Origin of the sequence: Isoptericola sp. NPDC058082 (assembly GCF_042885055.1) — a bacterium.
Classification (GTDB): Bacteria; Actinomycetota; Actinomycetes; order Actinomycetales; family Cellulomonadaceae; genus Isoptericola.
The window spans coordinates 275,503-301,479 of record NZ_JBHVSQ010000004.1 but is presented as its reverse complement, the minus strand read 5'-3'; the positions used below and the strand labels follow the sequence as shown (position 1 = coordinate 301,479).

The 25,977-nt window shown below is 74.5% G+C and carries 27 protein-coding genes; 16 read left to right on the top strand and 11 right to left on the bottom strand.

Features of this window, described 5'->3' with window-relative positions:
• Nucleotides 1-2 precede the first annotated feature (2 nt).
• On the bottom strand, nucleotides 3-1,421 hold the full coding sequence (locus tag ACFVS0_RS08330; RefSeq protein WP_430587683.1) for an FAD-dependent oxidoreductase: 1,419 nt from the start codon (nucleotides 1,419-1,421) through the stop codon (nucleotides 3-5).
• A gap of 84 nt (nucleotides 1,422-1,505) precedes the next feature.
• Here ACFVS0_RS08330 and ACFVS0_RS08325 point away from each other — a divergent pair, with 84 nt between their 5' ends.
• Nucleotides 1,506-1,886, top strand: coding sequence for an ArsR/SmtB family transcription factor (locus ACFVS0_RS08325; RefSeq protein WP_430549303.1), 381 nt, complete (start codon nucleotides 1,506-1,508; stop codon nucleotides 1,884-1,886).
• Here ACFVS0_RS08325 and ACFVS0_RS08320 read toward each other — a convergent pair.
• On the bottom strand, nucleotides 1,855-3,114 hold the full coding sequence (locus ACFVS0_RS08320) for an MFS transporter (protein WP_430587682.1): 1,260 nt from the start codon (nucleotides 3,112-3,114) through the stop codon (nucleotides 1,855-1,857). The two genes, ACFVS0_RS08325 and ACFVS0_RS08320, sit on opposite strands and share 32 nt — an antisense overlap.
• A 68-nt stretch (nucleotides 3,115-3,182) precedes the next feature.
• On the opposite strand from ACFVS0_RS08320, the gene ACFVS0_RS08315 reads away from it, so the two are divergent.
• Together ACFVS0_RS08315 and ACFVS0_RS08310 are read left to right on the top strand one after the other, a co-directional pair.
• On the top strand, nucleotides 3,183-4,256 hold the full coding sequence (locus ACFVS0_RS08315) for a hypothetical protein (RefSeq protein WP_430587681.1): 1,074 nt from the start codon (nucleotides 3,183-3,185) through the stop codon (nucleotides 4,254-4,256).
• A gap of 124 nt (nucleotides 4,257-4,380) precedes the next feature.
• Nucleotides 4,381-7,098 (top strand): M4 family metallopeptidase, encoded by a 2,718-nt coding sequence (locus tag ACFVS0_RS08310; RefSeq protein ID WP_430587680.1) that lies wholly within the window; start codon nucleotides 4,381-4,383, stop codon nucleotides 7,096-7,098.
• Nucleotides 7,099-7,152: 54 nt separating this feature from the next.
• On the opposite strand, the gene ACFVS0_RS08305 is transcribed toward ACFVS0_RS08310, so the two are convergent.
• Complete coding sequence (locus ACFVS0_RS08305) at nucleotides 7,153-7,998, bottom strand: LysR substrate-binding domain-containing protein (protein WP_430587679.1); 846 nt, start codon at nucleotides 7,996-7,998, stop codon at nucleotides 7,153-7,155.
• Nucleotides 7,999-8,101: 103 nt separating this feature from the next.
• On the opposite strand from ACFVS0_RS08305, the gene ACFVS0_RS08300 reads away from it, so the two are divergent.
• From ACFVS0_RS08300 to ACFVS0_RS08285, 4 genes are all read left to right on the top strand, one after another.
• Nucleotides 8,102-9,358: an MFS transporter gene (locus tag ACFVS0_RS08300; protein ID WP_430587678.1), complete on the top strand. Its 1,257-nt coding sequence runs from the start codon at nucleotides 8,102-8,104 to the stop codon at nucleotides 9,356-9,358.
• A 2-nt stretch (nucleotides 9,359-9,360) separates the two neighbouring features.
• Complete coding sequence (locus tag ACFVS0_RS08295; protein ID WP_430587677.1) at nucleotides 9,361-10,134, top strand: alpha/beta fold hydrolase; 774 nt, start codon at nucleotides 9,361-9,363, stop codon at nucleotides 10,132-10,134.
• A 124-nt stretch (nucleotides 10,135-10,258) separates the two neighbouring features.
• On the top strand, nucleotides 10,259-10,852 hold the full coding sequence (locus tag ACFVS0_RS08290) for a hypothetical protein (protein WP_430587676.1): 594 nt from the start codon (nucleotides 10,259-10,261) through the stop codon (nucleotides 10,850-10,852).
• Nucleotides 10,853-11,003: 151 nt separating this feature from the next.
• Entirely contained in the window at nucleotides 11,004-11,420 is a 417-nt protein-coding gene (locus ACFVS0_RS08285) for a VOC family protein (RefSeq protein WP_430587675.1), read from the top strand.
• A gap of 39 nt (nucleotides 11,421-11,459) precedes the next feature.
• Here ACFVS0_RS08285 and glmS read toward each other — a convergent pair whose 3' ends face one another.
• The 4 genes from glmS to ACFVS0_RS08265 all read right to left on the bottom strand — a co-directional run bounded on the left by glmS (nucleotide 11,460) and on the right by ACFVS0_RS08265 (nucleotide 14,587).
• A complete protein-coding gene (glmS, locus tag ACFVS0_RS08280) occupies nucleotides 11,460-13,298 on the bottom strand; it encodes a glutamine--fructose-6-phosphate transaminase (isomerizing) (protein WP_430549310.1) in 1,839 nt (612 codons plus the stop codon).
• A 28-nt stretch (nucleotides 13,299-13,326) separates the two neighbouring features.
• Entirely contained in the window at nucleotides 13,327-13,587 is a 261-nt protein-coding gene (locus ACFVS0_RS08275) for a hypothetical protein (RefSeq protein ID WP_430549311.1), read from the bottom strand.
• Nucleotides 13,588-13,671: 84 nt separating this feature from the next.
• Nucleotides 13,672-13,923: a hypothetical protein gene (locus ACFVS0_RS08270; protein ID WP_430587674.1), complete on the bottom strand. Its 252-nt coding sequence runs from the start codon at nucleotides 13,921-13,923 to the stop codon at nucleotides 13,672-13,674.
• A gap of 172 nt (nucleotides 13,924-14,095) precedes the next feature.
• Nucleotides 14,096-14,587, bottom strand: coding sequence for a MarR family winged helix-turn-helix transcriptional regulator (locus ACFVS0_RS08265; RefSeq protein WP_430587673.1), 492 nt, complete (start codon nucleotides 14,585-14,587; stop codon nucleotides 14,096-14,098).
• A gap of 93 nt (nucleotides 14,588-14,680) precedes the next feature.
• On the opposite strand from ACFVS0_RS08265, the gene ACFVS0_RS08260 reads away from it, so the two are divergent.
• From ACFVS0_RS08260 to ACFVS0_RS08250, 3 genes are all read left to right on the top strand, one after another.
• The gene (locus ACFVS0_RS08260) at nucleotides 14,681-16,171 is read left to right on the top strand and encodes an MFS transporter (protein WP_430587672.1); all 1,491 of its coding nucleotides are present in this window, start codon (nucleotides 14,681-14,683) and stop codon (nucleotides 16,169-16,171) included.
• A gap of 145 nt (nucleotides 16,172-16,316) precedes the next feature.
• A complete protein-coding gene (locus ACFVS0_RS08255) occupies nucleotides 16,317-16,895 on the top strand; it encodes a TetR/AcrR family transcriptional regulator (RefSeq protein ID WP_430587671.1) in 579 nt (192 codons plus the stop codon).
• A gap of 73 nt (nucleotides 16,896-16,968) precedes the next feature.
• The gene (locus tag ACFVS0_RS08250; RefSeq protein WP_430587670.1) at nucleotides 16,969-17,751 is read left to right on the top strand and encodes an oxidoreductase; all 783 of its coding nucleotides are present in this window, start codon (nucleotides 16,969-16,971) and stop codon (nucleotides 17,749-17,751) included.
• Nucleotides 17,752-17,791: 40 nt separating this feature from the next.
• Here ACFVS0_RS08250 and ACFVS0_RS08245 read toward each other — a convergent pair whose 3' ends face one another.
• Nucleotides 17,792-18,847 carry a YdcF family protein gene (locus ACFVS0_RS08245; protein WP_430587669.1) on the bottom strand — a complete coding sequence of 352 codons (1,056 nt, stop codon included), beginning with the start codon at nucleotides 18,845-18,847 and terminating at the stop codon, nucleotides 17,792-17,794.
• Nucleotides 18,848-18,916: 69 nt separating this feature from the next.
• Between ACFVS0_RS08245 and ACFVS0_RS08240 the strand changes: the two genes are divergently transcribed.
• The gene (locus tag ACFVS0_RS08240) at nucleotides 18,917-19,348 is read left to right on the top strand and encodes a VOC family protein (protein ID WP_430584410.1); all 432 of its coding nucleotides are present in this window, start codon (nucleotides 18,917-18,919) and stop codon (nucleotides 19,346-19,348) included.
• Here ACFVS0_RS08240 and ACFVS0_RS08235 read toward each other — a convergent pair.
• Nucleotides 19,302-20,522: an MFS transporter gene (locus tag ACFVS0_RS08235; protein ID WP_430587668.1), complete on the bottom strand. Its 1,221-nt coding sequence runs from the start codon at nucleotides 20,520-20,522 to the stop codon at nucleotides 19,302-19,304. The two genes, ACFVS0_RS08240 and ACFVS0_RS08235, sit on opposite strands and share 47 nt — an antisense overlap.
• A 58-nt stretch (nucleotides 20,523-20,580) precedes the next feature.
• Nucleotides 20,581-21,177: a sugar O-acetyltransferase gene (locus ACFVS0_RS08230; RefSeq protein WP_430549320.1), complete on the bottom strand. Its 597-nt coding sequence runs from the start codon at nucleotides 21,175-21,177 to the stop codon at nucleotides 20,581-20,583.
• A gap of 92 nt (nucleotides 21,178-21,269) precedes the next feature.
• Here ACFVS0_RS08230 and ACFVS0_RS08225 point away from each other — a divergent pair, with 92 nt between their 5' ends.
• Nucleotides 21,270-22,118: an alpha/beta fold hydrolase gene (locus tag ACFVS0_RS08225; protein WP_430562154.1), complete on the top strand. Its 849-nt coding sequence runs from the start codon at nucleotides 21,270-21,272 to the stop codon at nucleotides 22,116-22,118.
• Here the strand turns inward: ACFVS0_RS08225 and ACFVS0_RS08220 are convergent.
• Complete coding sequence (locus ACFVS0_RS08220; RefSeq protein WP_430587667.1) at nucleotides 22,057-23,289, bottom strand: low temperature requirement protein A; 1,233 nt, start codon at nucleotides 23,287-23,289, stop codon at nucleotides 22,057-22,059. The genes ACFVS0_RS08225 and ACFVS0_RS08220 overlap by 62 nt on opposite strands.
• A 57-nt stretch (nucleotides 23,290-23,346) precedes the next feature.
• Here ACFVS0_RS08220 and ACFVS0_RS08215 point away from each other — a divergent pair, with 57 nt between their 5' ends.
• The 4 genes from ACFVS0_RS08215 to ACFVS0_RS08200 all read left to right on the top strand — a co-directional run bounded on the left by ACFVS0_RS08215 (nucleotide 23,347) and on the right by ACFVS0_RS08200 (nucleotide 25,973).
• Nucleotides 23,347-24,009, top strand: a complete 663-nt coding sequence (locus ACFVS0_RS08215; protein WP_430587666.1) for a hypothetical protein — start codon at nucleotides 23,347-23,349, stop codon at nucleotides 24,007-24,009.
• An 86-nt stretch (nucleotides 24,010-24,095) separates the two neighbouring features.
• Entirely contained in the window at nucleotides 24,096-24,575 is a 480-nt protein-coding gene (locus ACFVS0_RS08210; protein ID WP_430587665.1) for a DUF2975 domain-containing protein, read from the top strand.
• Nucleotides 24,575-24,808 (top strand): helix-turn-helix domain-containing protein, encoded by a 234-nt coding sequence (locus tag ACFVS0_RS08205; protein ID WP_430587664.1) that lies wholly within the window; start codon nucleotides 24,575-24,577, stop codon nucleotides 24,806-24,808. Before ACFVS0_RS08210 ends, ACFVS0_RS08205 begins: the two co-directional genes overlap by 1 nt.
• Nucleotides 24,798-25,973 carry an FAD-dependent oxidoreductase gene (locus ACFVS0_RS08200; protein ID WP_430587663.1) on the top strand — a complete coding sequence of 392 codons (1,176 nt, stop codon included), beginning with the start codon at nucleotides 24,798-24,800 and terminating at the stop codon, nucleotides 25,971-25,973. Before ACFVS0_RS08205 ends, ACFVS0_RS08200 begins: the two co-directional genes overlap by 11 nt.
• The last annotated feature ends 4 nt before the right edge of the window (nucleotides 25,974-25,977 follow it).

Here is a 25,977-nt window from a genome sequence, read left to right as displayed (position 1 = left end):
CGTCAGGCGTCCTCGCCGTCGCCGGATCGGCCGTGCGCGACGCCGGAGGCGAAGCCGACTCCGGCCGGCGCGCCGACGCCCAGCGTGACGAGCTGCGGCTCCGCCGGGGCGGTGCCGCAGCACGACCCGGCCGACGACTCGCCGTCGGCCGCCAGCGCCAGGTCGCTGGAGCAGACGCCGGTGGCGGGCAGGTCCAGCTCGACGGCGTCGGCGGCGGCCCGGTCGCCGGCCAGCGCGGCGGCGACGGAGCGCACCTGCTCGTACCCGGTGGCCAGGAGGAACGTCGGGGCCCGGCCGTAGGACTTCATGCCGACCAGGTAGAACCCGTCGTCGGGGTGGCGCAGCACCGCCTCGCCGTGCGGCGGCACCGTGCCGCAGGAGTGCTGGTTCGGGTCGATGAGCGGCGCGAGCGCGCTCGGGGCCTCGACGACGGGGTCGAGGTCGAGGCGCACCTCGCGCAGCATGCCCAGGTCGGGCCGGAAGCCGGTCGCGTCGACGATCGCGTGCACCTCGAGGGCCAGCGGCTCGTCCTTGGCGGTGCCGAGCACCTGCACGGCGTCGGCCCCGGGGACCAGCTGCTCGATCGACACCCGGGTCAGCAGGCGCAGCCGGCCGGCGTCGACGGCCTCGCGCAGCCGGGTGCCGAGGAGCCCGCGGGCGGGCAGCTCGTCGTCGGCGCCGCCGCCGAACAGACGGCGCGCGGAGCCGCCGCGGATCGCCCACGTGACGGTCGTACCGGGCTCGGACTCGGAGAGCTCCACGAGGCTCAGCAGGGTGTTCGCCGCGGAGTGGCCCATCCCGACGACCAGCGCGTGCCGCCCGGCGAAGCGGGCGCGGTCGGCGCCCAGGACGTCGGGCAGCGGCCCGGTGACGAACGGCGCGGCGTCGGCCTCGCCGGCCGCAGGCAGGCCGCTGACGCCGAGCGGGTTCGACGTCGAGAAGGTGCCGGAGGCGTCGACGACGGCGCGGGCCAGGACGTCGGCGACGCGGCCCGTGGCGTCCACGGTCCGCACCCGGTAGCCGCGGCGCTCACGGCCGAGCGAGCGGGTCTTGTCCGCCCCGTCCCGGGCGACGGCGAGCACGCGCGTGCCGGTGCGCAGCCGGGACGCGATCTGCGGGGTCGCGGCCAGCGGGGCGAGGTAGCCCTCGACGAGCTCGTCGCCGGTCGGCAGGGCGTCGGGGTCGGGCGAGGTCCACCCGGTGGGCTCCAGGAGCCGCCGGGCCGCGGCGTCGACGTCGTACCGCCACGGCGAGAAGAGCCGCACGTGCCCCCACGAGGCGACGGCCGCGCCGGCGCCCTCGCCGGACTCCAGCACCAGGGGTTCGAGGCCGCGCTCCAGCAGGTGCGCCGCCGCCGCCAGGCCCACCGGGCCCGCGCCGATCACGACCACCGGGAGCTCGCTCCGCACCGTCTCGACCATCTCGCACTCCCTCGTATCGATGAACTTCGATGACTGAACGGGGACAACGTATCCACATTCTTCGATGCGTGGCAAGATGGAGGCATGACGACGATCGACCTGCCGCTGACGCCCGTGTCCACCGACGGCGGCTGCTGCGGCACGGCCGCTCCCCCGGTGGACGTCGCCGAGGCGCGCGACCTCGCCCGCACGTTCAAGGCGCTCGCCGACCCGACGCGCGTGCAGCTGCTGTCGATCGTGACCGCCCACGAGGGCCACGAGGCGTGCGTCTGCGACCTCACCGAGCCGGTCGGCCTGGCGCAGCCGACCGTCAGCCACCACCTCAAGATCCTCGTCGAGGCGGGCCTGCTCGAGCGCGAGCAGCGTGGGCGCTGGGCGTACTACCGCGCGGTGCCGGGCGCCGTCGCGGGCCTCGCCGGCTCGCTCTCCGCGCTCACGCCGACGCCCGCGACGGCCTCCGCGTGAGGAACAGCACCGGGATCAGCAGCAGCGACAGGACGCCGCCGCCGAGGGCCAGCGTGGCGTAGCTCGATCCGGCCATCACAACCCCTGACATCGCACCCCCGCCGGCTCCGGCGAGGGCGATGAGCACGTCGACCGTGCCCTGGGTACGGGCCCGGGTGGCGGGCGTCGTCGCGTCGACGATGAGCGCCGTGCCAGCGATGAGGCCGAAGTTCCACCCCAGCCCGAGCAGCGCGAGCGACAGCACGAGCAGTGCCATCGAGTCACCCGGCGCCACGGCTCCGGTGATCCCCGCGAGCAGCAGGGTCACGCCCGACGCGACCGCCATCGGCAACCGCCCGACCTTGTCGACCAGCACTCCCGTGACCAGCGACGGCAGGAACATCGCGGCCACGTGGATGCCGATGACGAGGCCGACGTCGCTCAGGTCGTGGCCGTGACCGCGCATGTGCACGGGAGTCATCGTCATGATCGCGACCATCGCGATCTGCGTCAGCACCATGACCGTGGCACCCACGACGACGCCGGCGGGCACGCGCCGCGCGGTGCGCGGCGACGCGTCGTCCGCCCCCGCCGACGCGGCGACGTCCGCGCGCGCCAGCGCCTTCGCGACGAGGAACGGGTCGGGCCGCAGGAAGGCGAACAGCGTGCCGCCGGCGGCGAGGAACGCGACGGCCGCGAGGAGGAACGGTCCGGCGAGCGCGGGCAGCCCCAGCGACGTCGCCAGCCCGCCCAGCGGCTCCACGAGGTTCGGCCCCGCCACCGCACCGAGCGTCGTGGACACCATCGCGACGCTCGCCGCCGTCGCGCGGCGGTCGGGGGCGGCGAGGTCCGTGCCCGCGTACCGGGCCTGGAGGTTGGTGGACGTGCCCGCGCCGTAGACGAACAGCGACACCAGCAGCAGCGGGACGGCGCCGAGGGCCGCGGCCACGACCACGCCGACCGCGCCCAGACCGCCGGCCGCGAAGCCCAGCCCCAGGCCGACGCGGCGGCCGGCGCGCTGGGTGAAACGCCCGACGAGGAAGGCCGCCAGCGCCGAACCGAGCGTGAACAGCATCGTGGGCACCCCGGCGAGGCGGTCCGTGCCCAGCATGTCCTGCGCGAGCAGCGCCCCGACCGTGACGCCCGCCGCCAGCCCCGCGCCACCGAGCACCTGGCTCGCGACGACGACGGTCAGCGTGCGGCGCTGCAGGGTCGCCACCGCCTGCGGCGTCAGGGGGTCCGGGCTCACGGTCGCGAACCTATCCCGCCGTGGTCCCCGACACACCGCCGTGACGTCCGCGCGGTACGTTCTGGCCGATGGTCACAGAGCGCGACGACGCCCCCAGCGGTCACCCCGACCTGCCGATCGCGGCGCTGACCGGGCTCGACGCCGACCAGGACGCGGTGTACCGACACCTCCTGGACCAGCCCGGCAGCACGGCCGCCGACCTGCTCCCGGCCGGCGCCGACCCGCGGCGCGCCGCCGCCGTCACCGAGGTGCTCGACCGGCTCGTCACGCTGCGACTGGCGGTCACGGACCGCGACCAGGACGGGGCCGCCATCCGGTACCGGACCACCTCCCCCACGCTCGCCCTCGCCCCGCTGCTCGACGCACGGCGGGCCGCCCTGCGGGAGGTCGAGGAGGCCGTCGCCGAGCTGACGGACCGGCACCGCGCCGCCCAGTCGCGCACCGGGGGCGGTCCTGTCGAGGTGGTGATGGGCCAGGCGGCGATCCGGCGGCGCCTGCTCACGATGCAGCATGAAGCCCGGGACCAGATCCGCACGATGATGCCGCTGCCGAGCCGGACGACTGTCATCTCCTTCGCCGACAACTTCGACGAGGCCGAGCGCGCCGCGATGGAGCGGGGTGTCGTCATCCGCACCGTCCTCGACGTCCGCTGGCTCGACGACCCGGGGTCACTGCGCGCGCTCAGCGGGTTCGCCGAGCTCGGACAGCACCTTCAGGTCGCGGACGGCGTGCCGATCAAGCTCGTCCTCGCCGACGACGACCTGGCGCTGCTGCCCCTGGACCCGGTCCGGGACGAGACGGAGGAGCCGGTGTCGCTGGTGGTGCACCGCAGCGGGCTGCTCACCGCGCTGAGCACCCTGTTCGAGCAGTCGTTCCGGGGCGGCTGGCAGCTCGGTGCCCCGCGCGGCGGCGCCACGGACGACGAGGGCGACTCGCGCCCGGACGCCGTGGACCACCGCATCCTTGCGCTGCTGCGCGTCGGGCTGACGGACGCCGCCATCGCGCACCGTCTCGGCATGGGGCATCGCACCGTCCAGCGACGTCTCCAGACCCTCATGGCGTCGACCGGCGCTTCGACGCGGTTCCAGCTCGGCTGGCGCGCCGCCGAGGCCGGCTGGCTGGATCACGACCCCCCGGCCTGACGGCGGCTTTGCGCCGTGGCGCATTGACGCCCGGCCCGGGTCCTTGCCCAGGTCAGCAGCCCGGGCGAACCTTCTCGGCATCGAGCGTGAGGGACCGCCTCACGGACGGAACGGGAGGGTACCGGTGACGACACGACGAGCACGACGCATCCTCGCTGCAGGCCTCGCCACGGCGACTACCAGCGCCGTGGTGCTGGCCGCGCCCGCGTGGGGCGACGACCCGACGCCGGCGGTCACCGCCGGCGCGGTGGCGGTGGCGCCGGCGACGACGCAGGGGCTGGACGACGCACCCCGCACGGGGACGCCGCGGCAGGCAGCCCTGGCCTACATGGCCGACCACGAGGACGTGTACGACGTCCCCGCCGAGGACCTCGAGGTGGTCCGCACCACGATCGACGGCGGCCAGACCGCGGTGCGCCTCCAGCAGCAGCACGAGGGAGTGCCGGTGTTCGGCGCGCAGTACGCCGTGCAGACGGAGGCGGTCACGACGGCGCGCTCGGCGGCGCCGGTCCAGGACGTCGCCTCGGCGACGGGCACGCTCTACACGGACCTCACGGTGTCGACCTCGCCCACCGTGAGCGAGGACACCGCCGAGGCCCGCCTCGCGACCCTGGACTCCACGCTGCGGCGCGTCGTGGACGCGGAGGTGGCGCACGGCGGGCTGGTCGTGCTCCCCGACGCGGCCGGCGGGTCCCTGACCTGGCACTTCACGGTGCGCGGGGCCCTGCCGGACGGCAGCCCGGTGCGCCAGGAGGTCTACGTCGACGCACACGTGGGCGGCATCGTGCTGTCCTACAACAACGTGGACGCCGCCGACGCCGACCCGGTCGCGGCGACCGGCACGCGGGTGGACGGCTCGACGGTGCCGCTCCAGGCGAACCGCGAGGCCGACGGCACGTACACGCTGGTCGACTCCACGCGGCCGATGTTCGAGGCCGCGGGCGGCCAGATCCGCACGTACGACGCCCAGCGCGCGCCGTACACGGATCTCTCGGGCGGTCCCGTGCCCGCGTCGGTGCCCCTCGTCGCGTCAGACACCGACGTCTTCGACGGCACCGCCACGACGTCGGGGGCCGTCGACGCGCACGTCAACGCCGGCAAGGTGTACGAGTACCTGGCGGAGCAGCTGGGCCGCGACGGCATCGACGCCAAGGGCGGCACCGTCCACTCGGTCGTCAACGTGTCGCGCAACGGCGCCGACTACGCCAACGCTTTCTGGGACGGCTCCAAGATGGTCTACGGCCACATGGACGGCGTGCCGCTGTCGGTGGGGCTCGACGTGGTCGGCCACGAGATGACCCACGGCGTCACCGAGCACTCAGCCGGGCTCGTGTACCTCAACCAGTCGGGCGCGCTCAACGAGGCGATCTCGGACTACTTCGGCAATGCCATGGAGACCGCCGACAAGGGCATCGCGATGGACGACCCGACCTCGGGCCTCCTGGGCGAGTACCTGTGCAACGGGGAGGGCACGCTCGAGGACTGCGCCCTGCGCGACCTCAACGACGGGCGCACCACCCTGGACGACTACCAGATGATCACGCTCGACGTCGACAACGGCGGGGTGCACTACAACTCGACCATCGTGGGCGGGGCGCTCTGGGACCTGCGCAAGGCGATCGACCCGCAGCTCGCGGACCAGATCGTGTACCGGACGGCGCAGAACTACCTCACCCCGCTGTCCGGGTTCACGGCCATGCGCGACGCCGTCACCCTGGCGGCCGAGTCCCTCGACGTGTCCGGCGACGTGCTCGACGCGATCGCCGCGGCGTTCGACGCCCACGGCATCTCGGCCGGCTGGGAGCAGCGGGCCGGCACCCAGGACGGCACCGTCCTCGCGGCGCAGGTGATCCCGGCGTACGAGCTGTACGGCGGCGTCGACCAGGAGGCCGCGCAGATCTCCGGCGATACGTACGTCATCAGCCACGGCGACGCGATCGCCTGGGACCAAGGCGCGAACAAGTTCGGCCTCACCGTGGGGCGGTTCAGCAAGCAGAACGGCAACAGCGGGCACGAGGTCGCCCAGGACGGCGCGTACCTGCTCGACCCGTCCGTCGACTCGCGCCAGGTGGTCTTCACGCGGATCACGGCCGACGGGGTCGGGATCTACGGCGTCGGCGACAAGGGCCAGGGCGCGATCAAGCGCGTGGTCGACGAGCCGGGGGCGGACGAGACCGAGGCAGTGACCGACGACGGCACGCTGGCCTGGCTGCGCACCACGCCGGACGGCGAGACGGACGTCCTGGTGCGGACCGCCGGCGGCACCACGACCAACCTCACCCCTGAGGCGGGGACGGTCGCGAGCACCCTGACCATGCGGCAGGGCACGGTGGCGTGGGTCGGCGACGACGGCACGTGGGTCTACGTGCACGACCTCGCGGCGGGCCAGACGCAGAAGAAGCGCATCACCGGCTATCTCTTCGGCATGGTCTCGGACATCCAGCTCACGTCCGACCGGGTTTTCTTCAGCGAGGACCAGAACTTCCTCCTGCCGTCGACCAGCTTCTCGTCGGCGCCGCTCGCCGACCTGTCGCAGGCAGCGAAGCTGCGGATGGCCGGCGCGACGTTCCTGGCGCAGTTCTCCGTGACCGACTCGTACTTCGCCTACTCGACGTACGACCTCTGGGGCGCCCTAGGGGCCTGGTCGACGGCCCCGAAGGCGAAGGTCGCCCCGACGGCCGACGTCGTCGCGGGCACCGCCACCTGGGGCGCGGTGACCTGCTCCACCGGGGCGCAGCTGGCACCGGCCCTCGGCGACGGGCAGCGGGCCGTGTGGCTCGACACGTCCGCGGCCGACACGGACGTCGTCACCCGCGGCACCTTTGCGGGGACCTGCGCCTGACGGCGGCGCGACGCCGGGGTGGGACCGTCGGGGGGCGGTCCCATCCCGGCGTCGTCATGTCAGGGAGCGGACCAGGGCGGGCAGGCGCGCCCGGTCGGGCCAGGCCACCCCGAGCCGCCGCGTGGTGCGCGGCTCCAGCGGCACGTACACGGGGTCGGCGGCGTCGGGCCGCTCGGGCCGGGGCAGCACGGCCACGCCCATCCCCGCGGCGACGAGGCCGCGGATCGTGTCGACCTCGCTGGACTCGAACGCGACCTCCACCTCGACCCCGGCGGCGCCGAGCATGCCCTCGACGACGCCGCGCAGCTCGGTCGTGCGGGAGAAGGCGACGAACCGCTCCCCCGCCAGCTCGCCGACGCCCACGCCCGTGCGCCCCGCCAGCCGGTGGCCGGGCGGGACGGCGACGCACAGCACCTGCTCGTGCAGCAGCCGCCAGCCCGTGGTGCGGGCGGGCGGCGGGGGCGTGACGAGCGCGAGGTCGAGCACGTCGTCGTCGAGCCAGCCGAACAGGTCCTGCGCGAACCCCTGGCGCAGCTCGAAGCGGCGGTCCGGGTCGGCACGACGCAGCTCGGTCACGACGCGCGGCACCAGCCACCGCGCCACGGACTGGAGGAAGCCGAGGCGCACCGTGCGCGCGCCCAGCGCCTCCTGGCGCACGTGCCGGCGCGCCACCTCGATCTCGTCGAGCACCCGCGCGGCGTCGCCGCGGAAGCTCACGCCGGCCCGGTTGAGCGCGATCCGGCGCCCGTGCCGGCGGAACAGCTCGACGCCGAGCCCCGCCTCCAGCCGGGCGAGCGTGCGCGAGACCGTCGACTGGTCCACGCGCAGCAGCGCCGCCGTGTCGCGCGTGCTCTCCGTCTCGCACAGCGACAGGAACACCCGCAGGGTCTGCTCGTCCACGTCACCTCCCGTGACTCACGTCCCGTGGTCTGATGCGATTCTGTCATCACGGCCGGCGTCAGGATCATTTGGCGCATCGGAACGGCGGGCGCATCGTGGACCGGTGACCACCGCCCCGCCCGCGCCGACCGCTCCGACGTCGACGCCCACCACCGCACCCCTGGAGGGCCACCGCCCCGGGTCGCGGGCGTACCGCCGCACCCTGCTGGGGCTCGCCGCGGGCGGGCTCGCGAACTTCTCCCTGCTCTACTACGTGCAGCCGCTGCTGCCGCAGGTCGCCGCCCACTACGAGGTCTCGGCGGGCGCGTCGGCCCAGGTGCTGTCGGTGACGACGGCGGCGATGGCGGTCGCCCTGCTCGCGGTCGGCCCCGTCGCGGACCGGTTCGGGCGGGTCGAGGTGATGCGCTGGTCGCTGCTCGCCTCGGGCGTGCTGGGGCTCGCGAGCGCCTTCGCCCCCACCTGGGGCAGCCTGCTGGTGCTGCGCGGCCTCGCCGGCGTGGCGCTGGCCGGCCTGCCCGCCGTCGCGCTCGCCTACCTGCGCGAGGAGATGCACCCCGGCGCGCACGCCCGCGCCAACGCCGCCTACATCGCGGGCACGGCGGTGGGCGGCGCCGTCGGCCGGCTCGTGCCCGGCCCGCTCGCCGCGCTCGGCGGGTGGCCGCTGGCCACCGAGGTGCTGAGCGTCACGACGCTCCTCGCCGCCGTCGCCCTATGGGCGCTCGTGCCGCGCTCGGCGCGCTTCACGCCGCGCCCGCTGCGGCTCGGCAGCGTGCTGACGGGGACGGCGTCGGCCTTCCGCGACCCGGTCGTGGCGCTGCTGTGCGCCGTCGGCTTCGCGAGCATGGGGACGTTCGTCGGCGTCTACAACGCGGTCGCGTTCCGGCTGGAGGCGCCGCCGTTCTCCCTCGGGCACGCGGTGACGCTCGTGTACCTGGCGTACCCGGTCGGCATCGTCACGCCGTCCGTCGCGCAGCTCCTGGCCCGACGCCGCGGGCGCGGTCCGGCCGTCGTCGCCGGCCTCGTGCTGCTCGCCGTCGGGGTCGCGGTGACCGTGCCGCCCTCCGTCGTGGCCGTCGTCGCCGGGCTGGGGATCCTCACGGTCGGCTTCTTCTGCGCGCACTCGCTGGTCAGCGGCTGGGCCGTGGACCGGGCGCACCGCCAGGGGCGCGGCACCGCCCAGGCGTCGAGCGCGTACCTCTTCGCGTACTACGTGGGCAGCGCCGTCATGGGTGCGGTCGCGACGCACGTCTGGGAGGCCGCCGGCTGGGCGGGGGTGGTCGGGCTGGCGACCGTCACCACCGCCGTCGCCGTCACCGCCGCTGCGGTCGCCGCGCGCCTCGACCGGCGCCCTACGCTGTGACCGTGCCGCACGCGATCGCCGACGACGCCGCCGAGATCGCCTACCAGGTGCGAGGCGACGGACCGCCGCTGGTGCTGCTGGCCGGGCAGGCGAACTCGCACCGGTGGTGGGACCCGGTGCGCGCCGGGCTCGGCGCCGGGCGCCGCACGATCACCCTGGACTGGCGCGGCACGGGCGCGTCCGGCCCGACGGACCGCGAACTGAGCACGCGGCGCCTCGCGGGCGACGTCGCCGCCGTCCTCGACGACCTGCGCGTCGAGCGGGCGGACGTCTACGGCACGTCGATGGGCGGCCGCGTGGCGCAGTGGTTCGCCGTCGACCACCCACACCGGCTGGGGCGGCTCGTGCTGGGCTGCACGACGCCCGGCGGCGCGCACGCCGTCGAGCGCTCGCTCGAGGTGCGCCGCGCGATGGTGCAGCCCGACCGGCGCGCGGCCCGGCGCGCCCTGCTGGACCTCATGTACACGCCGGGCTGGGTGGCCGCGCACCCCGGCCCGACGACCGTCGAGGGCGACCCCTCCATGTCGCCGCAGGCGCGGCGCGACCACCTGCGCGCCAGCGACGGCCACGACGCGTGGGAGGCCCTGCCCCGGGTGCTGGCGCCCACGCTGGTGCTGCACGGCGCGGACGACGTGCTCGCCCCCGCGGTGAACGCGGACCTGCTGGGGCAGCGGATCCCCGGCGCCCGCGTCGAGGTGCTGCCCGGTCTGCGGCACGCGTACTTCCACGAGGGCGGGGCCGTCGCGACGCCGCTCGTGCGCGAGTTCCTCGGGTGATCCCTCCGGTGAACCCCTGAGCCGGCCCTGAGCCCGCCGTCCTCCCGTGGTCGTACGCGTCGCCGGCGAGGTTCCCCTCCGAGGCCGACGACGCCACCACCTGCGCGTTCGTAGCGTCGAGGACATGACGCAGCACGAGAACCACCACGACCACCACAGCACCCACCGCGCCGACCGCGCCGACGTCTCGGCGGTCACCACGTCCCCCGTGCGCCGCTACCGCGGCGTCGGCGTGCTGGCCCTCGCCTCCGTCGTCGCCGTCACGACGACGGCGTGCGGCGCGATCACGGAGGCCCTGAGCGAGCGCGGCTCCGGCCACACCAAGGCGTTCGCGTACGACAGCGGCGCGGACGGCAAGGCCGACGAGGGGCTGCCCTCCTGGGTGCCGGACGACGCCTCCGACGTCCAGGGCGTCTTCCGCACCACCGGCGACGAGGTGATCCTCACGATGGACGCCGACGTGACGTCCCTGCCGTCCGACTGCACGTCCGTCGACGCCGACCACCCGCTCGTCGCGAAGCCCGCGCGCGGCACCCTCACCGCCGACGACTACCGCACCGGCTCGACGCTCGAGGCGGACTGGTGGGCCACCGGCCAGGAGCAGGACGCGACGCTGCAGTGCGGCGGCTGGTGGGTGGGCACCCAGGACGGCGACCTGTTCGCCTTCACCCCGGAGCTCAAGGCCGTGCAGATCGAGGACCAGCCCGACCCGGCATGACGACACCCACGCCGCCCGCACCATTTCACCCGCACCATCTTGGCCGGGCAGCGGCGTGGCGCCGCCGACGGACGGATCCTGGAGGGGTCCGGCACCCTCGTGGCGGCTCCCCACGCCCGGGGACCGGCGGTCACAAGGGAGTGGATCGGCGATGGTCACGACTCGGCGCGGGTTCTCCAGCTTCTCGGTGGACGACCTCGACGCGGCACGCAGCTTCTACGCGGACACCCTCGGGCTCCGCGTCACGACCCTGGACGACGGCATGGGCCTGGTGCTCCACCTCGACACGGGCTCCCCGGTGTTCGTGTACCCGAAGGAGGACCACACCCCGGCGGCGTTCACCGTCTTCCACCTGGCGGTGGACGACGTCGACCCGGTGGTGGACGACCTCGTCGCGAAGGGCGTGAGCCTGGAGCGCTACGACGGCTTCGACCAGGACGAGAAGGGCGTCGCCCGCGGCTTCATGGAGGGCGGCGACGGCGCCTGGTTCACCGACCCGGCGGGCAACGTCATCGGCCTGATGGACGGCGAGGGGGTGCGGCAGCTCCTCGACGAGGTCGGTGGCTGACCTCCAGCGCGAGCCGCCGCACCTCCCCCGCGGCCGCCGTCACTCGACGGTGACGGACTTCGCGAGGTTGCGCGGCCGGTCCACGTCCTCGCCGAGGGCGACGGCCGCGTGGTAGCCGAGCAGCTGGGTGGGGATGGTCAGCAGGATCGGGTCCAGCTCCACCTCGTTGCGCGGCACCTCGATGCGCGCGGTCGCGGCGTCGCCGAGCTCGACGCCCGGGTGCGTGATCGCGACGACGGCGCCCCCGCGGGCACGGATCTCCTGCGCGGCGGTGATGTTGCGCTCCAGCAGGTCGTCGGCGGGCATGATCGCGACGGTCGGCAGCTCGGGGCTGATGAGGGCGAGCGGGCCGTGCTTGAGCTCGCTGGTCGGGTACGCCTCGGCGTGCCGGTAGGTGATCTCCTTGAACTTCTGCGCGCCCTCGCGCGCCACGGGGTAGCCCCGCACGCGGCCGATGAAGAACAGGCTCGGCGCCTCGGAGAGCTCCTTCGCCGCCGCGGCGAGGTCCTCCTCGTCGCCCAGGATCTGCGCGATCTGCCCGGGGATCGCCCGCAGGCCGGCGATGATCCGCTTGCCGTCCGCGAAGGACAGGTCGCGCACGCGGCCCAGCGCGAGCGCGAGCAGCGCGAACCCGACGCCCATGTGCGTGAGGGCCTTGGTCGACGCGACCGCCACCTCGGGGCCGGCGTGCAGGTAGATGCCGCCGTCCACCTCGCGGGCGATGGACGACCCGACGGCGTTGACGAGCCCGACGACGGTGCCGCCCTTGCGCTGCACCTCGCGGACGGCGAAGAGCGTGTCGGCGGTCTCGCCGGACTGGCTCACCACCACGTAGAGGGTGGACGGCTCGATGATCGGGTTGCGGTAGCGGAACTCGCTCGCGGGCTCGGCGTCGGCGGGGATGCGCGCCAGGTCCTCGATCATCGACGCCCCGAGCTGGCCCACGTAGTACGCGGAGCCGCAGCCGAGGATCTTCACGCGGGTGAACCGGCGCAGCTGGCGCGGGTCGAGGTTGAGGCCGTCGAGCTTGGCGGTGCCGAACCGGTCGTCGAGGCGGCCGGACAGCATCCGCTCCACCGTCTCCGGCTGCTCGTGGATCTCCTTGTGCATGAAGTGGGCGTGGCCGCCCAGCTCCAGCTCCTCGACGGTGAGGTCGATGGTGACGGCGTCGCGCGCCGTGTGCTCCTCGTCGTTCGTGAAGGTGCGGAACCCGTCGGCCGTCACGGAGGCGAAGTCGCCGTCGTCGAGCAGCACGACCTGGCTGGTGTGGCGCACGATCGCCGCGGCGTCGGAGGCCACGAACATCTCGCCGTCGCCGACGCCGAGCAGCAGCGGCGAGCCGTTGCGCGCGACGACGATCCGGTCCGGGTTCTGCACGTCGGTCACCGCGAGCGCGTAGGTGCCGTCGATCTGCGCGACGGCGGCGCGCACGGCGTCCTCGAAGGCCAGACCGCCGGCGAGCTCGCGCGCCACGAGGTGCGCGATGACCTCGGTGTCCGTGTCGGAGGTGAGCTCGACGCCCTCGGCGGTGAGGCGCGAGCGCAGCGCGTGGAAGTTGTCGATGATGCCGTTGTGCACCACGTGCACGCGGCCGTCGTAGGAGGTGTGCGGGTGGGCGTTGCGCTCGCTCGGCTCGCCGTGGGTCGCCCAGCGCGTGTGGCCGATGCCGACCGTGCCGGCGAGACGCGCGGGCAGGGCGGCCTCGAGGTCGCGCACGCGGCCCTTGGCCCGCACGACGCGCGACGGGTGCGCGCTGGAGCGCGGGTTGAGCACGGCGATGCCGGCCGAGTCGTAGCCGCGGTACTCCAGGCGCGTGAGCCCCTCGACGAGGACGGGTGCTGCCTGCTGGGGGCCGACGTAGCCGACGATTCCGCACATGGGTCTGGTTGCTCCTTGCCGTGGGGGTCTAGCCGTAGATGGTGCGACGGACCTGGCGCTCGCTGAGCTCCGGGGCGGCCACGAGGCGCTCGCGCAGCTCGGCGGCGATCTGCGCGTAGATCTCCTCGTTGCGGCGCCCGTAGGTGCGCAGCGACGCGTGCCGGCGACGGACGTACTCCTCGACCGGTTCGCGGTACCAGGCGAGGACGTCCTCGACGACGCGCTCCGCCTCCGCCGGGGACAGGCCCGTGGAGGTCGCGATGCGGGCGACGAGATCGGCGTCGGTCACCGGGACATCATGCGCCCCTCGTTCCCGACATGCCAGATCCTGCCCGAAATCGGGCAGGATCTGGAATTGCCGGCGGCATCGGCGTCAGGGCGCCGGCACCTCGCCCGCCGACCGCACGGCCTCCTCGGGCGTCACCGACCCCGGCGGGGCGCAGACCACGCAGTACAGCCGCCGCCCCGGCAGCCGGGTCAGGGTCGGGTTGCCCGGCGTCTGTTCGTGCATCACGGCCGCGCCGACCCTCGTGTGCTCCACGCAGGCCGCGGCCCCGCACGTGGAGCAGCTCGCCAGCGCCACCCTCTCCCGCCGGTCGCGCGTGGCGCACTCGTAGCAGTTCATCGCATCCTCCTTCCCCACGGGTCACGGCCTGCCCTGCGGGCGCCGGTCGAGGAGGCTCGGCGGGCGTCGGCGCCGGGCCGTCGTCGGCCCCGCGGTGATCCATCCGTCGCCTCCAACGTCGGACGGCACCCGCTGGCTCGCGGTGACGTGGGTCACACCCTGGCGCCCGGCGCTACGGCTCGCGGACCGCGTCGCCGTAGGCGTCCGCGAACCGGGCGAACAGCTCGAGGAAGGTGTCGACGTCGTCACCGAGGGCGGCGAGACCGTCGGCGTACGCGCCGAGCGCCTGGCTCGTCGCCTCCTCGAATCGCGCGCGACCCTCCTCGGTCGGCTCGACGAGCCGCGCGGACCGGCCAGCCTCGGTGAACCGGCGCAGGAGATCGGCCGCGAGCGCCCCGTTGACCTGGCGGTTCACCGTGGACTGCTCGAGCCGGAGCGCCTCGGCGATCTCCCGCAGGGTGCGCGGACGACCGTCGGAGAGCAGCCACAGCAGCCGCCCGTCCGCGACGCCGATCGCGCTGCGGTGCTCGGCGAGGCGCCGGTAGACGTCGAGGCGCGCGAGGAGCGACGCGACGCGCCGGTCGGCGGGCAGGTCGGCACCGGACGGGACGGGGCCGTCGGGCAGGTCGGGGACGACGGGCGACGTCGCGGACGACGGTGTCACGGGCGGCATCGGATTCCCTCCAGGGTTGACGCGGGTCAATATGCAGGTAGCATACACACAGTCATATGTACTTTACACATCTCGAGGTGTGCCGTGAGTTCTTCCCCGTCCCCCGACGCCGCCGCGGCGTCACGGTCCTCCGCCCGCGCGGTGGCCGTCATCGTCGTGCTGGGCTTCAGCAGCCTGTGCGCAGCCCTCATGCAGTCGCTGGTCATCCCCATCCAGAGCGAGCTGCCCGAGCTGCTCGGCACCACCGCCAGCAACGCGTCCTGGGTCGTGACCGCCACGCTCCTCGGCGGCGCCGTCGCCATGCCGGTCACCGGGCGGCTCGCCGACCTCTACGGCAAGAAGCCGGTCCTGGCCGTGTCCGCCGCGATCCTCGTCGTGGGCTCGCTCGTCTGCGCCCTGTCCGACGCCGTCGGCCCGATGATCGTGGGCCGCGTGCTCCAGGGCGTGGCCATGGGCTACATCCCCGTCGCGATCAGCATGGTGCGTGAGGCGGCGCCCGAGCACCTGCGCAACACCGCGGTCGCCGGCATCAGCGCCACGCTCGGCGTCGGCGGCGCGCTCGGCCTTCCCCTGGCCGCGTGGATCGCCCAGGACTTCGACTGGCACGTCCTGTTCTGGGTCTCGGCCGCCCTCGCCGCGGTCATGACGATCGGCACCCTCGTCGTCGTCCCGCACCTGCGCAACGCCCACCCCGGCCGCCTCGACGTCGTGGGCGCCCTCGGGCTCGCCGTCGGCCTCGTCGGCGTGCTGGTCGGCGTCTCCAAGGGCAACGACTGGGGCTGGGGCGCCGCGAGCACCCTCGGCATGATCGTGGGCGGCGTCGTCGTCCTGCTGCTGTGGGGCTGGTACGAGCTGCGCCACCACGATCCCCTGGTCGACCTGCGCACCACTGCCCGCCGGCCCGTGCTGCTCACCAACGTGGCCGCCGTCCTCATCGGCTTCGGCATGATGGCGCAGTCGATCGTGGTGCCGCAGCTGCTCCAGATGCCCACGGCCACCGGCTACGGCCTGGGCCAGACCATCCTCCAGGCGGGCCTGTGGATGGCCCCGGCCGGCCTCATGATGATGCTCTTCACGCCGGTCTCGTCCCGGCTGCTCACCCGGCTCGGCGGTCGTACCACCCTGGCGATCGGCGCGGGCGTCCTCGCGCTCGGCTACGTGGTGGCGGTCTTCCTCATGGACGCGCCGTGGCAGCTCATGCTCGCCTCGTGCGTGGCGTCCGCGGGCGTCGGGATCGGCTACGCCGCGATGCCCACCCTCATCCTCACCAACGCGCCCGCCGCCGAGTCCGCGGCGAGCGTGGGGCTGAACAGCCTCATGCGCTCCATGGGCACCACGGTGGCGGGGGCGGTCATGGCCATCGTGCTGACCAGCCACACCACCGTGCTGGCCCCGGGCACCCCGGCCGTCCCGACGGGGGGCGCGTTCCAGCTCTGCTTCGTCATCGGCGCCGCCGCCGCGGCCGTCGGCGCGGCGATCGTCCTGTGCATCCCGCGGCAGCGCGCCGGGCAGGAGGAGGGCCGGCACCTGGCCGCCGTCCCCGACCCCGACGACGAGCCGGCTCTCGTGGGCTGACGTCGCGCGTCGGCCGGCTCGTCCGGACGGCGGGCCGGCACGAGCACCGCCCGGGCCTCATCGAGCGCCCGGGCGGTGAGCGGCGCGGGGAGCGCGTCCGGCGTTGTTGACTTTGAGGTACAAAACGGGGGGTACAGTGTCGCCCATGGCACGACCCAGGACGTTCGACCCGGACACGGCGGTCGACCAGGCGATGGAGGTGTTCTGGCGCCAGGGATACGGCGCCACGACCCCTCAGGACCTGGTGGACGCGATCGGCATCGGGAAGGGGAGCCTCTACCACGCGTTCGGCAGCAAGCACGCGCTCTTCGAGCGGGCGCTCCGCCGGTACCGAGACACGCAGACGGCGGCGCTCGTGGAGACCCTCGAGAGGCCCGGGCCCGTGCGGGAGCGGCTCGGCAGCGCCCTGCGGGCCCTGGCCGCCATGGACCTGGCCGACCCTGACCACCGCGGCTGCATGGCGGTGAACGCCGCCGCGGAGCTCGCCGGCGTCGACCCCGAGGCCGTGGCGCACGTGCGCCGCATGCTCGATCGCACGGAGCTCGCGTTCCGCGCCCTGATCGAGGAGGGTCAGCGAGCCGGCGAGGTCGCCGCCGACAGGGACCCTGCGGCGCTCGGCAGCCTGCTCATGAACACCGTCGTGGGGATGCGGGTCGTCGCTCGCGTCTCCGACGGACCCGACCGGCTCGACCGCGTGATCGACGCGACCCTCGCCATCATCTGAGTCCCCGCCCGGGGACGTCGAGCCGCTCGTCCTACCTCCGTTGTGTACCTACAGTTCAAGAAAGGTCATCGTCATGGAGCTCAACCTCACCCACAAGACGGCCGTCGTCACCGGCGCGAGCCGGGGAGTCGGACTGGCGACCGTGCGTGCCCTCGTCGCCGAGGGCGTGCGCGTCGCCGGCGCGGCCCGCACCATCACGCCCGAGCTCAAGGAGACCGGGGCCGTCGCCGTCGCTGCCGACCTGAGCACGGCGGACGGAGTCGACGCCTTCATGCGCGAGGCCTCCCTCGCGCTGGGCGGCATCGACCTCCTCGTCAACAACGTCGGGGCCGGCGACGACGTCCACCTGGGCGGCTTCCTCGACACCGACGACGCCCGGTGGACGAGGGTCTTCGACCTCAACCTCCTGAGCGCGGTCCGTGCCACCCGGGCCGCGCTGCCGAGCCTCGTCGAGCGACGCGGGGCGATCGTCAACGTCTCCTCCATGAACTCCAAGCTGCCGGCCGCCGCTCCCGTCGCCTACAGCGCGGCCAAGGCCGCCCTGACGGCGGTCGGCAAGTCCCTGGCGGAGGAGTTCGGACCTCAGGGCGTGCGCGTCAACACCGTCTCGCCCGGGGTCGTGCGCACGGCGATCTGGGAGGACCCCGAGGGGTTCGGCGGGACGGTCGCCTCAGCGTCGGGCGTGGACCACGCCACGTTCCTGCAGGCGATCCCCGAGGCCTTCGGCATCACCACCGGGCGCATGACCGAACCGCACGAGGTCGCGGCGCTGATCGCCTTCCTCCTGTCCGACGCGGCGGGCAACATCACCGGCGCCGACTACTTCATCGACGGAGGCTCGGTGAAGGCGCTCTGACCCGGCCGGCGGACCGGATCGGCCGTCGCGTCGGACTCGCCTAGAGGCCCGCCGCCGCGACGACGGTCACCAGAACCACCACGAGGGCGATGCCCGCCGCCGCCACGACGTGCACCGCGGGGCGGCGGCGGAGCACCGCGACGAACTCGCGCAGGTACGCGCTGGGGAAGAAGTAGCCCGCCGTCGGGGCGCCCACCGCGTGCACGTCGAGGCCGAGGTCCATCGCCTCCATGGCGGCGCGCGGCGCGTGGTAGTTGTTCGTCGCGACGAGGTACGGGCCCGGCGTGCCGTGCTCCCGCAGGACGGCGACGCCGAGGGTGAGGTTCTCCCGGGTGGTGCGCGCCTGGTCCTCCACGAGCACGCGGTCGGCGGGCACGCCGTGGTCGACGAGCCACTCCCCCATCGCGACGCCCTCCGGTCGGTCCTCGTCCGCGCCCTGCCCGCCGGACGGGACGATCGGCACCGGGACGCCGTCGGACCCCAGCCGGTCCGCGGCGTCCCGCCCCGCCGTGAGGCGGGCCGCGAGGAGCGGCGGCACCCGGCCGCCCATCACCTTCGAGCCGAGCACGATGACGCCGCGCGCGGGCACCCGGGCCGCGTACCGGCGGTAGAGCAGCGTCTGGGTCACGAAGCCCAGGAAGACGAAGCCGAGCCACGCCGTGCCCATCAGCAGGCCCACCACCAGCCCCATGGTCCAGGGCACCTGCAGCACGAACGGCGCGACGACGACGAACGGCGCGGCGAGCATCGCCACCCCGACCAGCAGCGACAGGAGGTTGCCGAGGCTGCGGCGCTCGCGGCGCACCATCGTCAGCCCGTTGACCACGAGGAAGACCGGCAGCGCGAGCAGACCCAGGCCGAGGACGCCGAAGAGCAGGAACGTGAGCCACCCCATGGCGGTCGTGCCGCCGGGCACCAGCGCGACGAGCTGCCCCACCAGCCCCACGCCCGTGTAGACGACGGCGAGGGCGAGGAACCCGTTGCGCAGGCGGCGGCGGTCCACCCGCAGCGAGTGCACCAGCCAGGCCACCCACAGGCCGCAGATCACCGCCGAGACGACGACGGACCAGACGGTGGCGTTGACCTCGGCACTCACGCCCGCAGGATAGGTGGGCGCGGACGAAAATGCCGGGACCGCCAGGCGTCGTCGTGGTGCGATGCGGGGATGACCTCACGCATCTCGCACACGACGTTCGACTGCCGCGACGCCTATGCGCAGTCCGAGTGGTGGAAGCAGGTGCTCGGCTACGTCGACGTGCCGGGCGACCCCAACCTCCCCGGCCACGAGGAGTGCATGATCGTGCCGCCGGCCGGCCACGACGCGCCCGCCGAGAGCCACGGCAGGCTGCTGTTCATCGAGGTGCCCGAGCCCAAGACGGTGAAGAACCGCGGGCACCTCGACCTGCGCCCCACGGACCGCACGCAGGCGGAGGAGGTGGAGCGCCTGCTCGCGCTCGGCGCCACGCAGGTGGCCGACCTGCGCAGCCCGGACGGCCAGGGCGGCTGGGTGGTGCTCGCCGACCCGGAGGGCAACGAGTTCTGCATCCTGCTCAGCGACGCCGAGCGGGCTGCGGTGCTCGCGGCTCGGGAGGCGTGACCCGGGGGCGGGGGGCGGCCGCGCGGGCCGCGAAGACCGCCACGACGAGCAGCACGACGACGGCGAGCATCGCGAGCCGCAGCCCCAGGTGCTCGCCGAGGAAGCCGAGCAGCGGCGGGCCCACCAGGAACGCGAGGTACCCGCTGGTGGCGACGGCGCTCACCCGCTCGGCGCCGCGCTCCGGGTCGTCGCCCGCCGCCGAGATGGCGACCGGGAACCCGAGCGACGCGCCCAGGCCCCACAGCGCGACCGCGACGCCGGCCACCACCGGGCTCGGCGCGAACACCACGGCGAGGATGCCGGCGATGGCGCACACGGCGCTCACGGACAGCACCGCGGCGCGCCCGAACCGCTCGACCACCGGCCCGCCGGAGAACCGGCCCACCGTCATCGCCGCGGCGAAGCCGGCGTAGACCAGCGAGCCGTGCGTGGCCGACATCCCGTGGCCGTCGACCATGAGCAGGGGCAGCCAGTCGTTCGCGGCGCCCTCGGCGAACGCCATCGCGAGCACGACGACGCCGATGAGCACGAGGCGCCCGTCGCGCCACACGCTGGGGCGGCGCTCGCGCGGGGCGCCGGCCTCCGGCGCCTCCCGCGCCTCCTCCCGGCCCGTGCCCGCCGGGATCCCGGGCATCGCCCAGGCCACGAGCGCGGCCATGACGGCCGCCATGGCGAGGAGGTGCCACACGACGGGGAAGTCGAGCGCCGTGAGCGCGATGCCCACGAGGGCGCCGACGACGGTGCCGAGGCTGAAGCTGCCGTGCAGCGCGGGCAGCACCGGCCGCCCGGACTCGACCTCCAGGGCCGCGCCCTCGATGTTGAGGCCGATCTCGCCGAGCCCGCCGCCCAGCCCGACGAGCAGCAGCCCCGCGAACGCCCCCGCCGCGAGGCCCGCGGCCGCGGCCAGGCCGATGACCCCGACGCCGGCCACCACCAGCAGGGAGCCGACCAGGATCACCGGGCGGGCTCCGCGGCGGCGCACGATCGGCCCCGCCGACAGCACGCCGGTCATCGAACCGACGGACAGCCCGAAGAGGACCAGCCCCATCCCCGCGGTGGACGCGCCGAGCGCGTCCCGGACGTCGGGCGTTCGGGTGATCCACGACGACATGCCGAGCCCCACGAGCAACGTCAGCGAGAACAGCGACAGGCGTCGGCGGAGCTGGTCGGGCATGCGGTGCATCGTATCCGCGATTCTCGTATCGATTCGACGCGCCGATTCGACGCGCCGCTCAGGCGCCGTCCTCCGCGATGCTGCGCACCACCCGGGCGGGGTTGCCGACGGCGATCACGTTCGCGGGCACGTCGCGCGTGACGACGGAGCCGGCACCGATCACGGAGTTGTCACCGATCGTGACGCCGGGGCAGACGATGACGCCGCCGCCCAGCCACACGTTGTCGCCGAGCGTGATGGGCTTCGCGGCCTCGAGCTTGTCGCGCCGCGGGGTCGGCTCGACCGGGTGGGTGGGGGTCAGGAGCTGCACGTTCGGGCCGATCTGGCAGTCCGCGCCGATGACGATCGGCGCCACGTCCAGCGCGGTGAGGTGGTAGTTGACGAACGTCCGCGGCCCGACGTGCAGGTTCTCGCCGTAGTCGACGTACAGCGGCGGCCGGATCGCCGCGCCCTCACCGAGGGTGCCGAGCAGTTCCTCGAGCACCGGGCGGGCGCCCGCCGGGTCGTGGGGCGCCGTGCGCGCGTACTCGTCCTGCAGCCGCGCGGCCCGCAGGGCGCGGCGCTCGATCTCCGGGTCGTCCGCGATGTACAGGTCGCCCGCGAGCATGCGCTCGTGGTTGGTGCGCGGGTCTCCGGCGAAGTGGTCCGTGGTCATGGCGAGGAGCGTAGCGGGCATGTGTACGGACGTACATATCGCGCGCGCCCCACCGGACTGCTCCCCGACCCCCGTTCCGCTACGTTCGGCGCATGTCTCCCACGTTCGTGCTGGTCCACGGCGCTTTCGCCAACTCCTTCTCGTTCGCGCCGCTGCAGGCCGAGCTCGCCCTGCGCGGGCACCGGTCCCTCGCCGTCGACCTTCCCGGCCACGGGTTCGCGGCCACGTTCCCGGTGGAGTACCAGGCGCCGCAGGACCTCGCCGGGCTCGCGTCGGCACCCGGGGCGATCAAGGGCGTGACCCTCGCGGACAACGCCGCGCACGTGATCGAGGTCCTCGAGCGGGCGCGCGAGCACGGGCCGGTGGTCCTGGTCGGCCACAGCCGCGGCGGCGTCACCGTGACCGCGGTCGCGAACGCCCGCCCCGACCTCGTCGACCGCCTCGTGTACGTGTCGGCGTGGGCGCCGGTGGACCTCGACGTGGGCGACTACTACGCCGAGCCGGAGATGGCGACGTTCGACGCGACCGCGGTCGCGGGCGCCGCGGCGGCGAACCCCGCCGACGTCGGCCTGCTGCGGTGCAACTTCCGCACGGCCGACCCGGACGTGCTCGCGGGCCTCAAGGCCGCGTTCCTCGCCGACGGCACCGACGACGAGTTCCGCGGCTTCCTCAACACCTTCCAGCCCGACGAGAACCTCGACGCCGGCACCCCGGACGACCGGGCGCAGGCCGCGACCTGGGGCACGGTGCCCCGCGCCTACGTGCGGCTGAGCGAGGACGCCAGCATGCCGCTCGCGATGCAGGACCGGCTGATCCGCGAGGGCGACGCCCTCACCCCCGACAACCCCTACGCGGTGCGCACACTCGCATCGAGCCACCTCAGCTGGCTGGTGCGCCCCGCCGCGGCCGCCGACGTGCTCGCGGAGCTCGCGGCTCGCTGAGCGGCGGGTGCAGCACCAGCACCACGACGACCGCCACCATGATCACCGCGGTGAGCGTGACGGGGACCGGGATCACCGGGTCGAGCAGCACCAGCAGCGCGCCCACCGGGACCACCGTGTCGACCACCCGGTCGGCGTTGTCGCGGATCGCGATCCACCAGACGCCCAGCACGAAGACGGCGATCGGGACGGTGACCGTGAACGACGCCCCCACGTCGGACAGCGCGGTGTGCCCGGTGATCGCGTCGACCTCCACCTCGATACCGGCGGAGAACGCGCCCGCCGCGGCGAAGACGAAGTAGTGCGCGTAGCCGTACCGCAACGAGCGCGACAGCCGACCCTCGTGGCCGAGGGCACGATGGTGGGGCGGCCAGAAGTAGACCCACCAGAGGGCGGCGGTCACGACGACGGTCAGCACGGCGACGGAGACCAGGGAGGCGAGGTCCTGCTCGTCGTGCAGCGCCTCGATGATGGCGTTGGACGACGCGAGGAGGCTCTCGCCGAGCAGGATCAGCGTGAACAGGCCGTACCGCTCGGTGATGTGGTGCGGGTGCCAAGGCGTGCGGCCGCGGGTCTCCGCCGCCACCGGGACCGCCAGCTCGGCGGCGGCGAGGACCACCCAGGCCGCCCCCTGCACGGACTCGGGCAGCGCGAGGAGCGCGAGCCAGCACACCTGGACGACGGCGATGCCCGCCGCGTACGCCCGCGTCGCTCCGCGCGTCGGCCCGGCCGTGCCCGACGCGCGGAGCCACTGCGCGATCATCGCCACGCGCATCACGACGTACCCGGCGATGACGACGGTGAAGTCGCGCTCGGTGAACACCGACTCGATCCCCGCCGCGAGCACCAGCACCCCCGACATCTGCACGATCGTCAGCACGCGATAGAGCCAGTCGTCGGTGTCGAACGACGTGGCGAACCAGGTGAAGTTCATCCACGCCCACCAGATCGCGAAGAACACGATGCCGTACGACGCCAGCCCGCTCCCGACGTGCCCCTCGGTGAGCGCGTGGTGCAGCTGCACGGACGCGACGCTCACCGCGACCACGAACACGAGGTCGAAGAACAGCTCCAGCGTGCTCGCTGTGCGGCCGGGCTCGTGCGGGTCGCGTGCGGACATGCGCACCAGGCGCGACCGTGCGGGGTTCTCGGGCGGGCTCACGCGAGTCATCGTGCACCCGTCGCGCCCGACGGGCCACGGGTCCCGGGCCCGGCTACGCTGCCCGGGATGTTCTCGGACCGTAGACGTCGGCGCGCCGCGCGACGGATCAGGCCCGGGGACGGGCACGCCCTCCAGCGCTTCCGGTGGTGGCAGCCCCTGTCGCGGGCACTGTTCCACCTGGACCTCGTGCACGGCGGCGCACCTGAGCGGTGGTCGGTCGACGTGCGGCTCTGGGGCGACTCCGACGACGGCGACGTGCGGGCGCGGCTCTATCGCGACGGCGTGCACGTCGCGACGTCGAAGCTCCCGGCCGAGCTCCCGGTCACCGGCGGCGCCGTCCAGGTGGCCACCAGCAGCTACGGGCTGCGCCGCTGCCACTACGTCACCCCGGACGGGCACGAACGGCAGCTCGAGCCCGACCCCGCGTCCGCCGAGGGACGCCGCGCCCGGCTGGAGCGTGAGCGCCCCGACCTGAGCCGCGGGATCGGGGCGGTCTCCTGGGTCGTGCTCGCCGTCGCGCTGGTGCTCGGCGCCCCGCAGATCGTCGAGCAGATCTCCCAGATCCCGCCCGTCGCCGAGCACCTCGGCACGTTCACGTCACCGGTTCGGCTGCCCGCGGGCCTCAACGTCGCCCTCGTCGTCGCCGCCGCGCTGGCCAGCACCGAGCGCGCGCTGCGCCTGCGCTACCACTGGCTGCTCGACGGCGGCCTGTTCGAGGGCGAGGAATAGCGGCCCGCGCGGAGGTTCTGCGAAGGCGCTGCGAAGCGATCGATATCTATTGACTTTCGATAGGCGATCGCGCCACGCTCGTCGCCATGTCCCGCACCCAGCGCCTCGTCGGACCGCTCCGCGGCCTGCTCGTCGCCGTCTTCGCCGCCCTCGTCGCCGCCCAGGCCGCCGTGCTGCCCGCCGCGTTCGCGCGGATGGCCGACGAGTCCCCCGACCTGGCACCGCTGCGCTGGCCGCTCCTCGTGCTCGCCGTCGTCGGCCTGGTCTGCGTCGAGGCGGTCATCGTGTGCACCTGGCGGCTGCTGACGATGGTGCGCGACGACCGGATCTTCTCCGACCACGCCCTCGTGTGGGTCAACGGCATCGTGGCCGCCGTCGCGGGCGCGTGGCTGCTCGTGCTCGTCGCGTTCGTGCTGCTCGTCGCCGCCGAGGGGCTCGTCGGGCTGGCCGCGCTGCTCCTGCTGGTCCTGCTCGTGGGGGCCGCCGTCGGGCTGCTGATGGTGGTGCTGCGGGCGCTCCTGCGGCAGGCCACGGAGCTGCGCACCGACCTCGACGGGGTGATCTGATGCCGATCGTCGTCCGCCTCGACGTGGAGCTCGCCCGGCGCAAGATGAGCGTCGGCGAGTTCGCCGAGCGCGTGGGGCTCACGCCCGCCAACGTCGCCGTCCTCAAGAACGGCCGGGCCAAGGCCGTGCGCTTCGCGACCCTCGAGGCCATGTGCCGTGTGCTCGGCTGCCAGCCCGGCGACCTGCTGGAGTGGGTCGACGACGCCGCCGGGAGTGCCGGCGATGAGGGCTGACGTGCTCGTCGTGGGGGCGGGGCTGGCCGGGCTGTGGACGGCGACGGAGCTCGCGTGGCGCGGGCACGACGTCGTCCTCGCGGACCGGCGCACCCGCCTCGACACCACCGTGCGCACCACCGGCATCTTCGTGCGCCGCACGCTGGAGGACTTCGACCTGCCGCCCGAGCACCTCGGCCCGCCGATCCGGCGGATGGTGCTGTACCCGCCGTCGCACCGGGACCCGGTCACGCTCGACAGCAGGCACGACGAGTTCCGCGTGGGCGACATGGCCGCGCTGTACCTCGAGCTGGCCACGCGCGCCAGGACCGCGGGCGTGCGGCTCGAGCTCGGCACCCGCTACCTCGGCTCGCGCGGCGGCGTGCACCAGCTGCACGGTCCCGGGGGCCCGGTCGAGGCGCGCGCGACCTTCGTCGTCGGGGCCGACGGCGCCCGGTCCGCCGTCGCACGGGAGCTGGGCCTCGACCGCAACCGCGAGCTCCTGGTCGGCGCCGAGGAGGTGTTCGAGGTGCCGCGGCGCGACAGCCGGCCCGACGCCGTGCCGGCCTTCCACTGCGTGCTCGACCCGCGCCTCGCGCCCGGCTACCTGGCCTGGGTGCTCGACGACGGGCAGCACGCGCACGTGGGCGTCGCCGGGTACCCCGACCGGTACCCGCACGGCCTGCGCGACGCGCTGCGGCGGTTCGCCGCCACCGCGCCCGGCCTCGCGGGCGTGCCCGTGCCGGACGCCGTCGAGAGGCGCGCCGGCCCCATCCCCGTCGGCGGGCTGCTGCGCCGCGTCGCCGGGCCGCGCGGCCTGCTCGTGGGCGACGCCGCCGGCGCCGTCTCGCCCCTCACCGCGGGCGGGCTCGACCCGTGCCTGCGGCTGTCCGCGCACGCGGCCGACGTCCTCGACCGCGCCCTGCGCGCGGGCGACCGGCGCGAGCTCGCCCGGTACGACGGCGCGGCCCTGCGGGCCCGGTTCCGCGGGCGGCTCGCCCTGCGCCGCGGCCTGTCGCTGGTGCGCACGCCCGCCATGGCGGCCGCCGGCGTCGCCGCGCTGCGCACGCCGCCCGGTCGTGCCGCCGCCCGGCGCATCCTCTTCGGGCACGGGTCGTTCCCGGACCCCCGACCCGGCAACTCCTCGAGCCGCGACCGACCGCGCCCGGCCGCGACGTTCGTGTGACTGC

Coding starts and splice junctions, on each gene's coding strand:
- ACFVS0_RS08205 (WP_430587664.1), top strand. CDS start 24,575: ATGCCGATCGTCGTCCGCCTCGACGTGGAGCTCGCCCGGCGCAAGATG.
- ACFVS0_RS08325 (WP_430549303.1), top strand. CDS start 1,506: ATGACGACGATCGACCTGCCGCTGACGCCCGTGTCCACCGACGGCGGC.
- ACFVS0_RS08250 (WP_430587670.1), top strand. CDS start 16,969: ATGGAGCTCAACCTCACCCACAAGACGGCCGTCGTCACCGGCGCGAGC.
- glmS (WP_430549310.1), bottom strand. CDS start 13,298: ATGTGCGGAATCGTCGGCTACGTCGGCCCCCAGCAGGCAGCACCCGTC.
- ACFVS0_RS08235 (WP_430587668.1), bottom strand. CDS start 20,522: ATGCCCGACCAGCTCCGCCGACGCCTGTCGCTGTTCTCGCTGACGTTG.
- ACFVS0_RS08285 (WP_430587675.1), top strand. CDS start 11,004: ATGGTCACGACTCGGCGCGGGTTCTCCAGCTTCTCGGTGGACGACCTC.
- ACFVS0_RS08330 (WP_430587683.1), bottom strand. CDS start 1,421: ATGGTCGAGACGGTGCGGAGCGAGCTCCCGGTGGTCGTGATCGGCGCG.
- ACFVS0_RS08240 (WP_430584410.1), top strand. CDS start 18,917: ATGACCTCACGCATCTCGCACACGACGTTCGACTGCCGCGACGCCTAT.
- ACFVS0_RS08290 (WP_430587676.1), top strand. CDS start 10,259: ATGACGCAGCACGAGAACCACCACGACCACCACAGCACCCACCGCGCC.
- ACFVS0_RS08255 (WP_430587671.1), top strand. CDS start 16,317: ATGGCACGACCCAGGACGTTCGACCCGGACACGGCGGTCGACCAGGCG.
- ACFVS0_RS08220 (WP_430587667.1), bottom strand. CDS start 23,289: ATGACTCGCGTGAGCCCGCCCGAGAACCCCGCACGGTCGCGCCTGGTG.
- ACFVS0_RS08230 (WP_430549320.1), bottom strand. CDS start 21,177: ATGACCACGGACCACTTCGCCGGAGACCCGCGCACCAACCACGAGCGC.
- ACFVS0_RS08200 (WP_430587663.1), top strand. CDS start 24,798: ATGAGGGCTGACGTGCTCGTCGTGGGGGCGGGGCTGGCCGGGCTGTGG.
- ACFVS0_RS08270 (WP_430587674.1), bottom strand. CDS start 13,923: ATGAACTGCTACGAGTGCGCCACGCGCGACCGGCGGGAGAGGGTGGCG.
- ACFVS0_RS08210 (WP_430587665.1), top strand. CDS start 24,096: ATGTCCCGCACCCAGCGCCTCGTCGGACCGCTCCGCGGCCTGCTCGTC.
- ACFVS0_RS08215 (WP_430587666.1), top strand. CDS start 23,347: ATGTTCTCGGACCGTAGACGTCGGCGCGCCGCGCGACGGATCAGGCCC.
- ACFVS0_RS08315 (WP_430587681.1), top strand. CDS start 3,183: ATGGTCACAGAGCGCGACGACGCCCCCAGCGGTCACCCCGACCTGCCG.
- ACFVS0_RS08225 (WP_430562154.1), top strand. CDS start 21,270: ATGTCTCCCACGTTCGTGCTGGTCCACGGCGCTTTCGCCAACTCCTTC.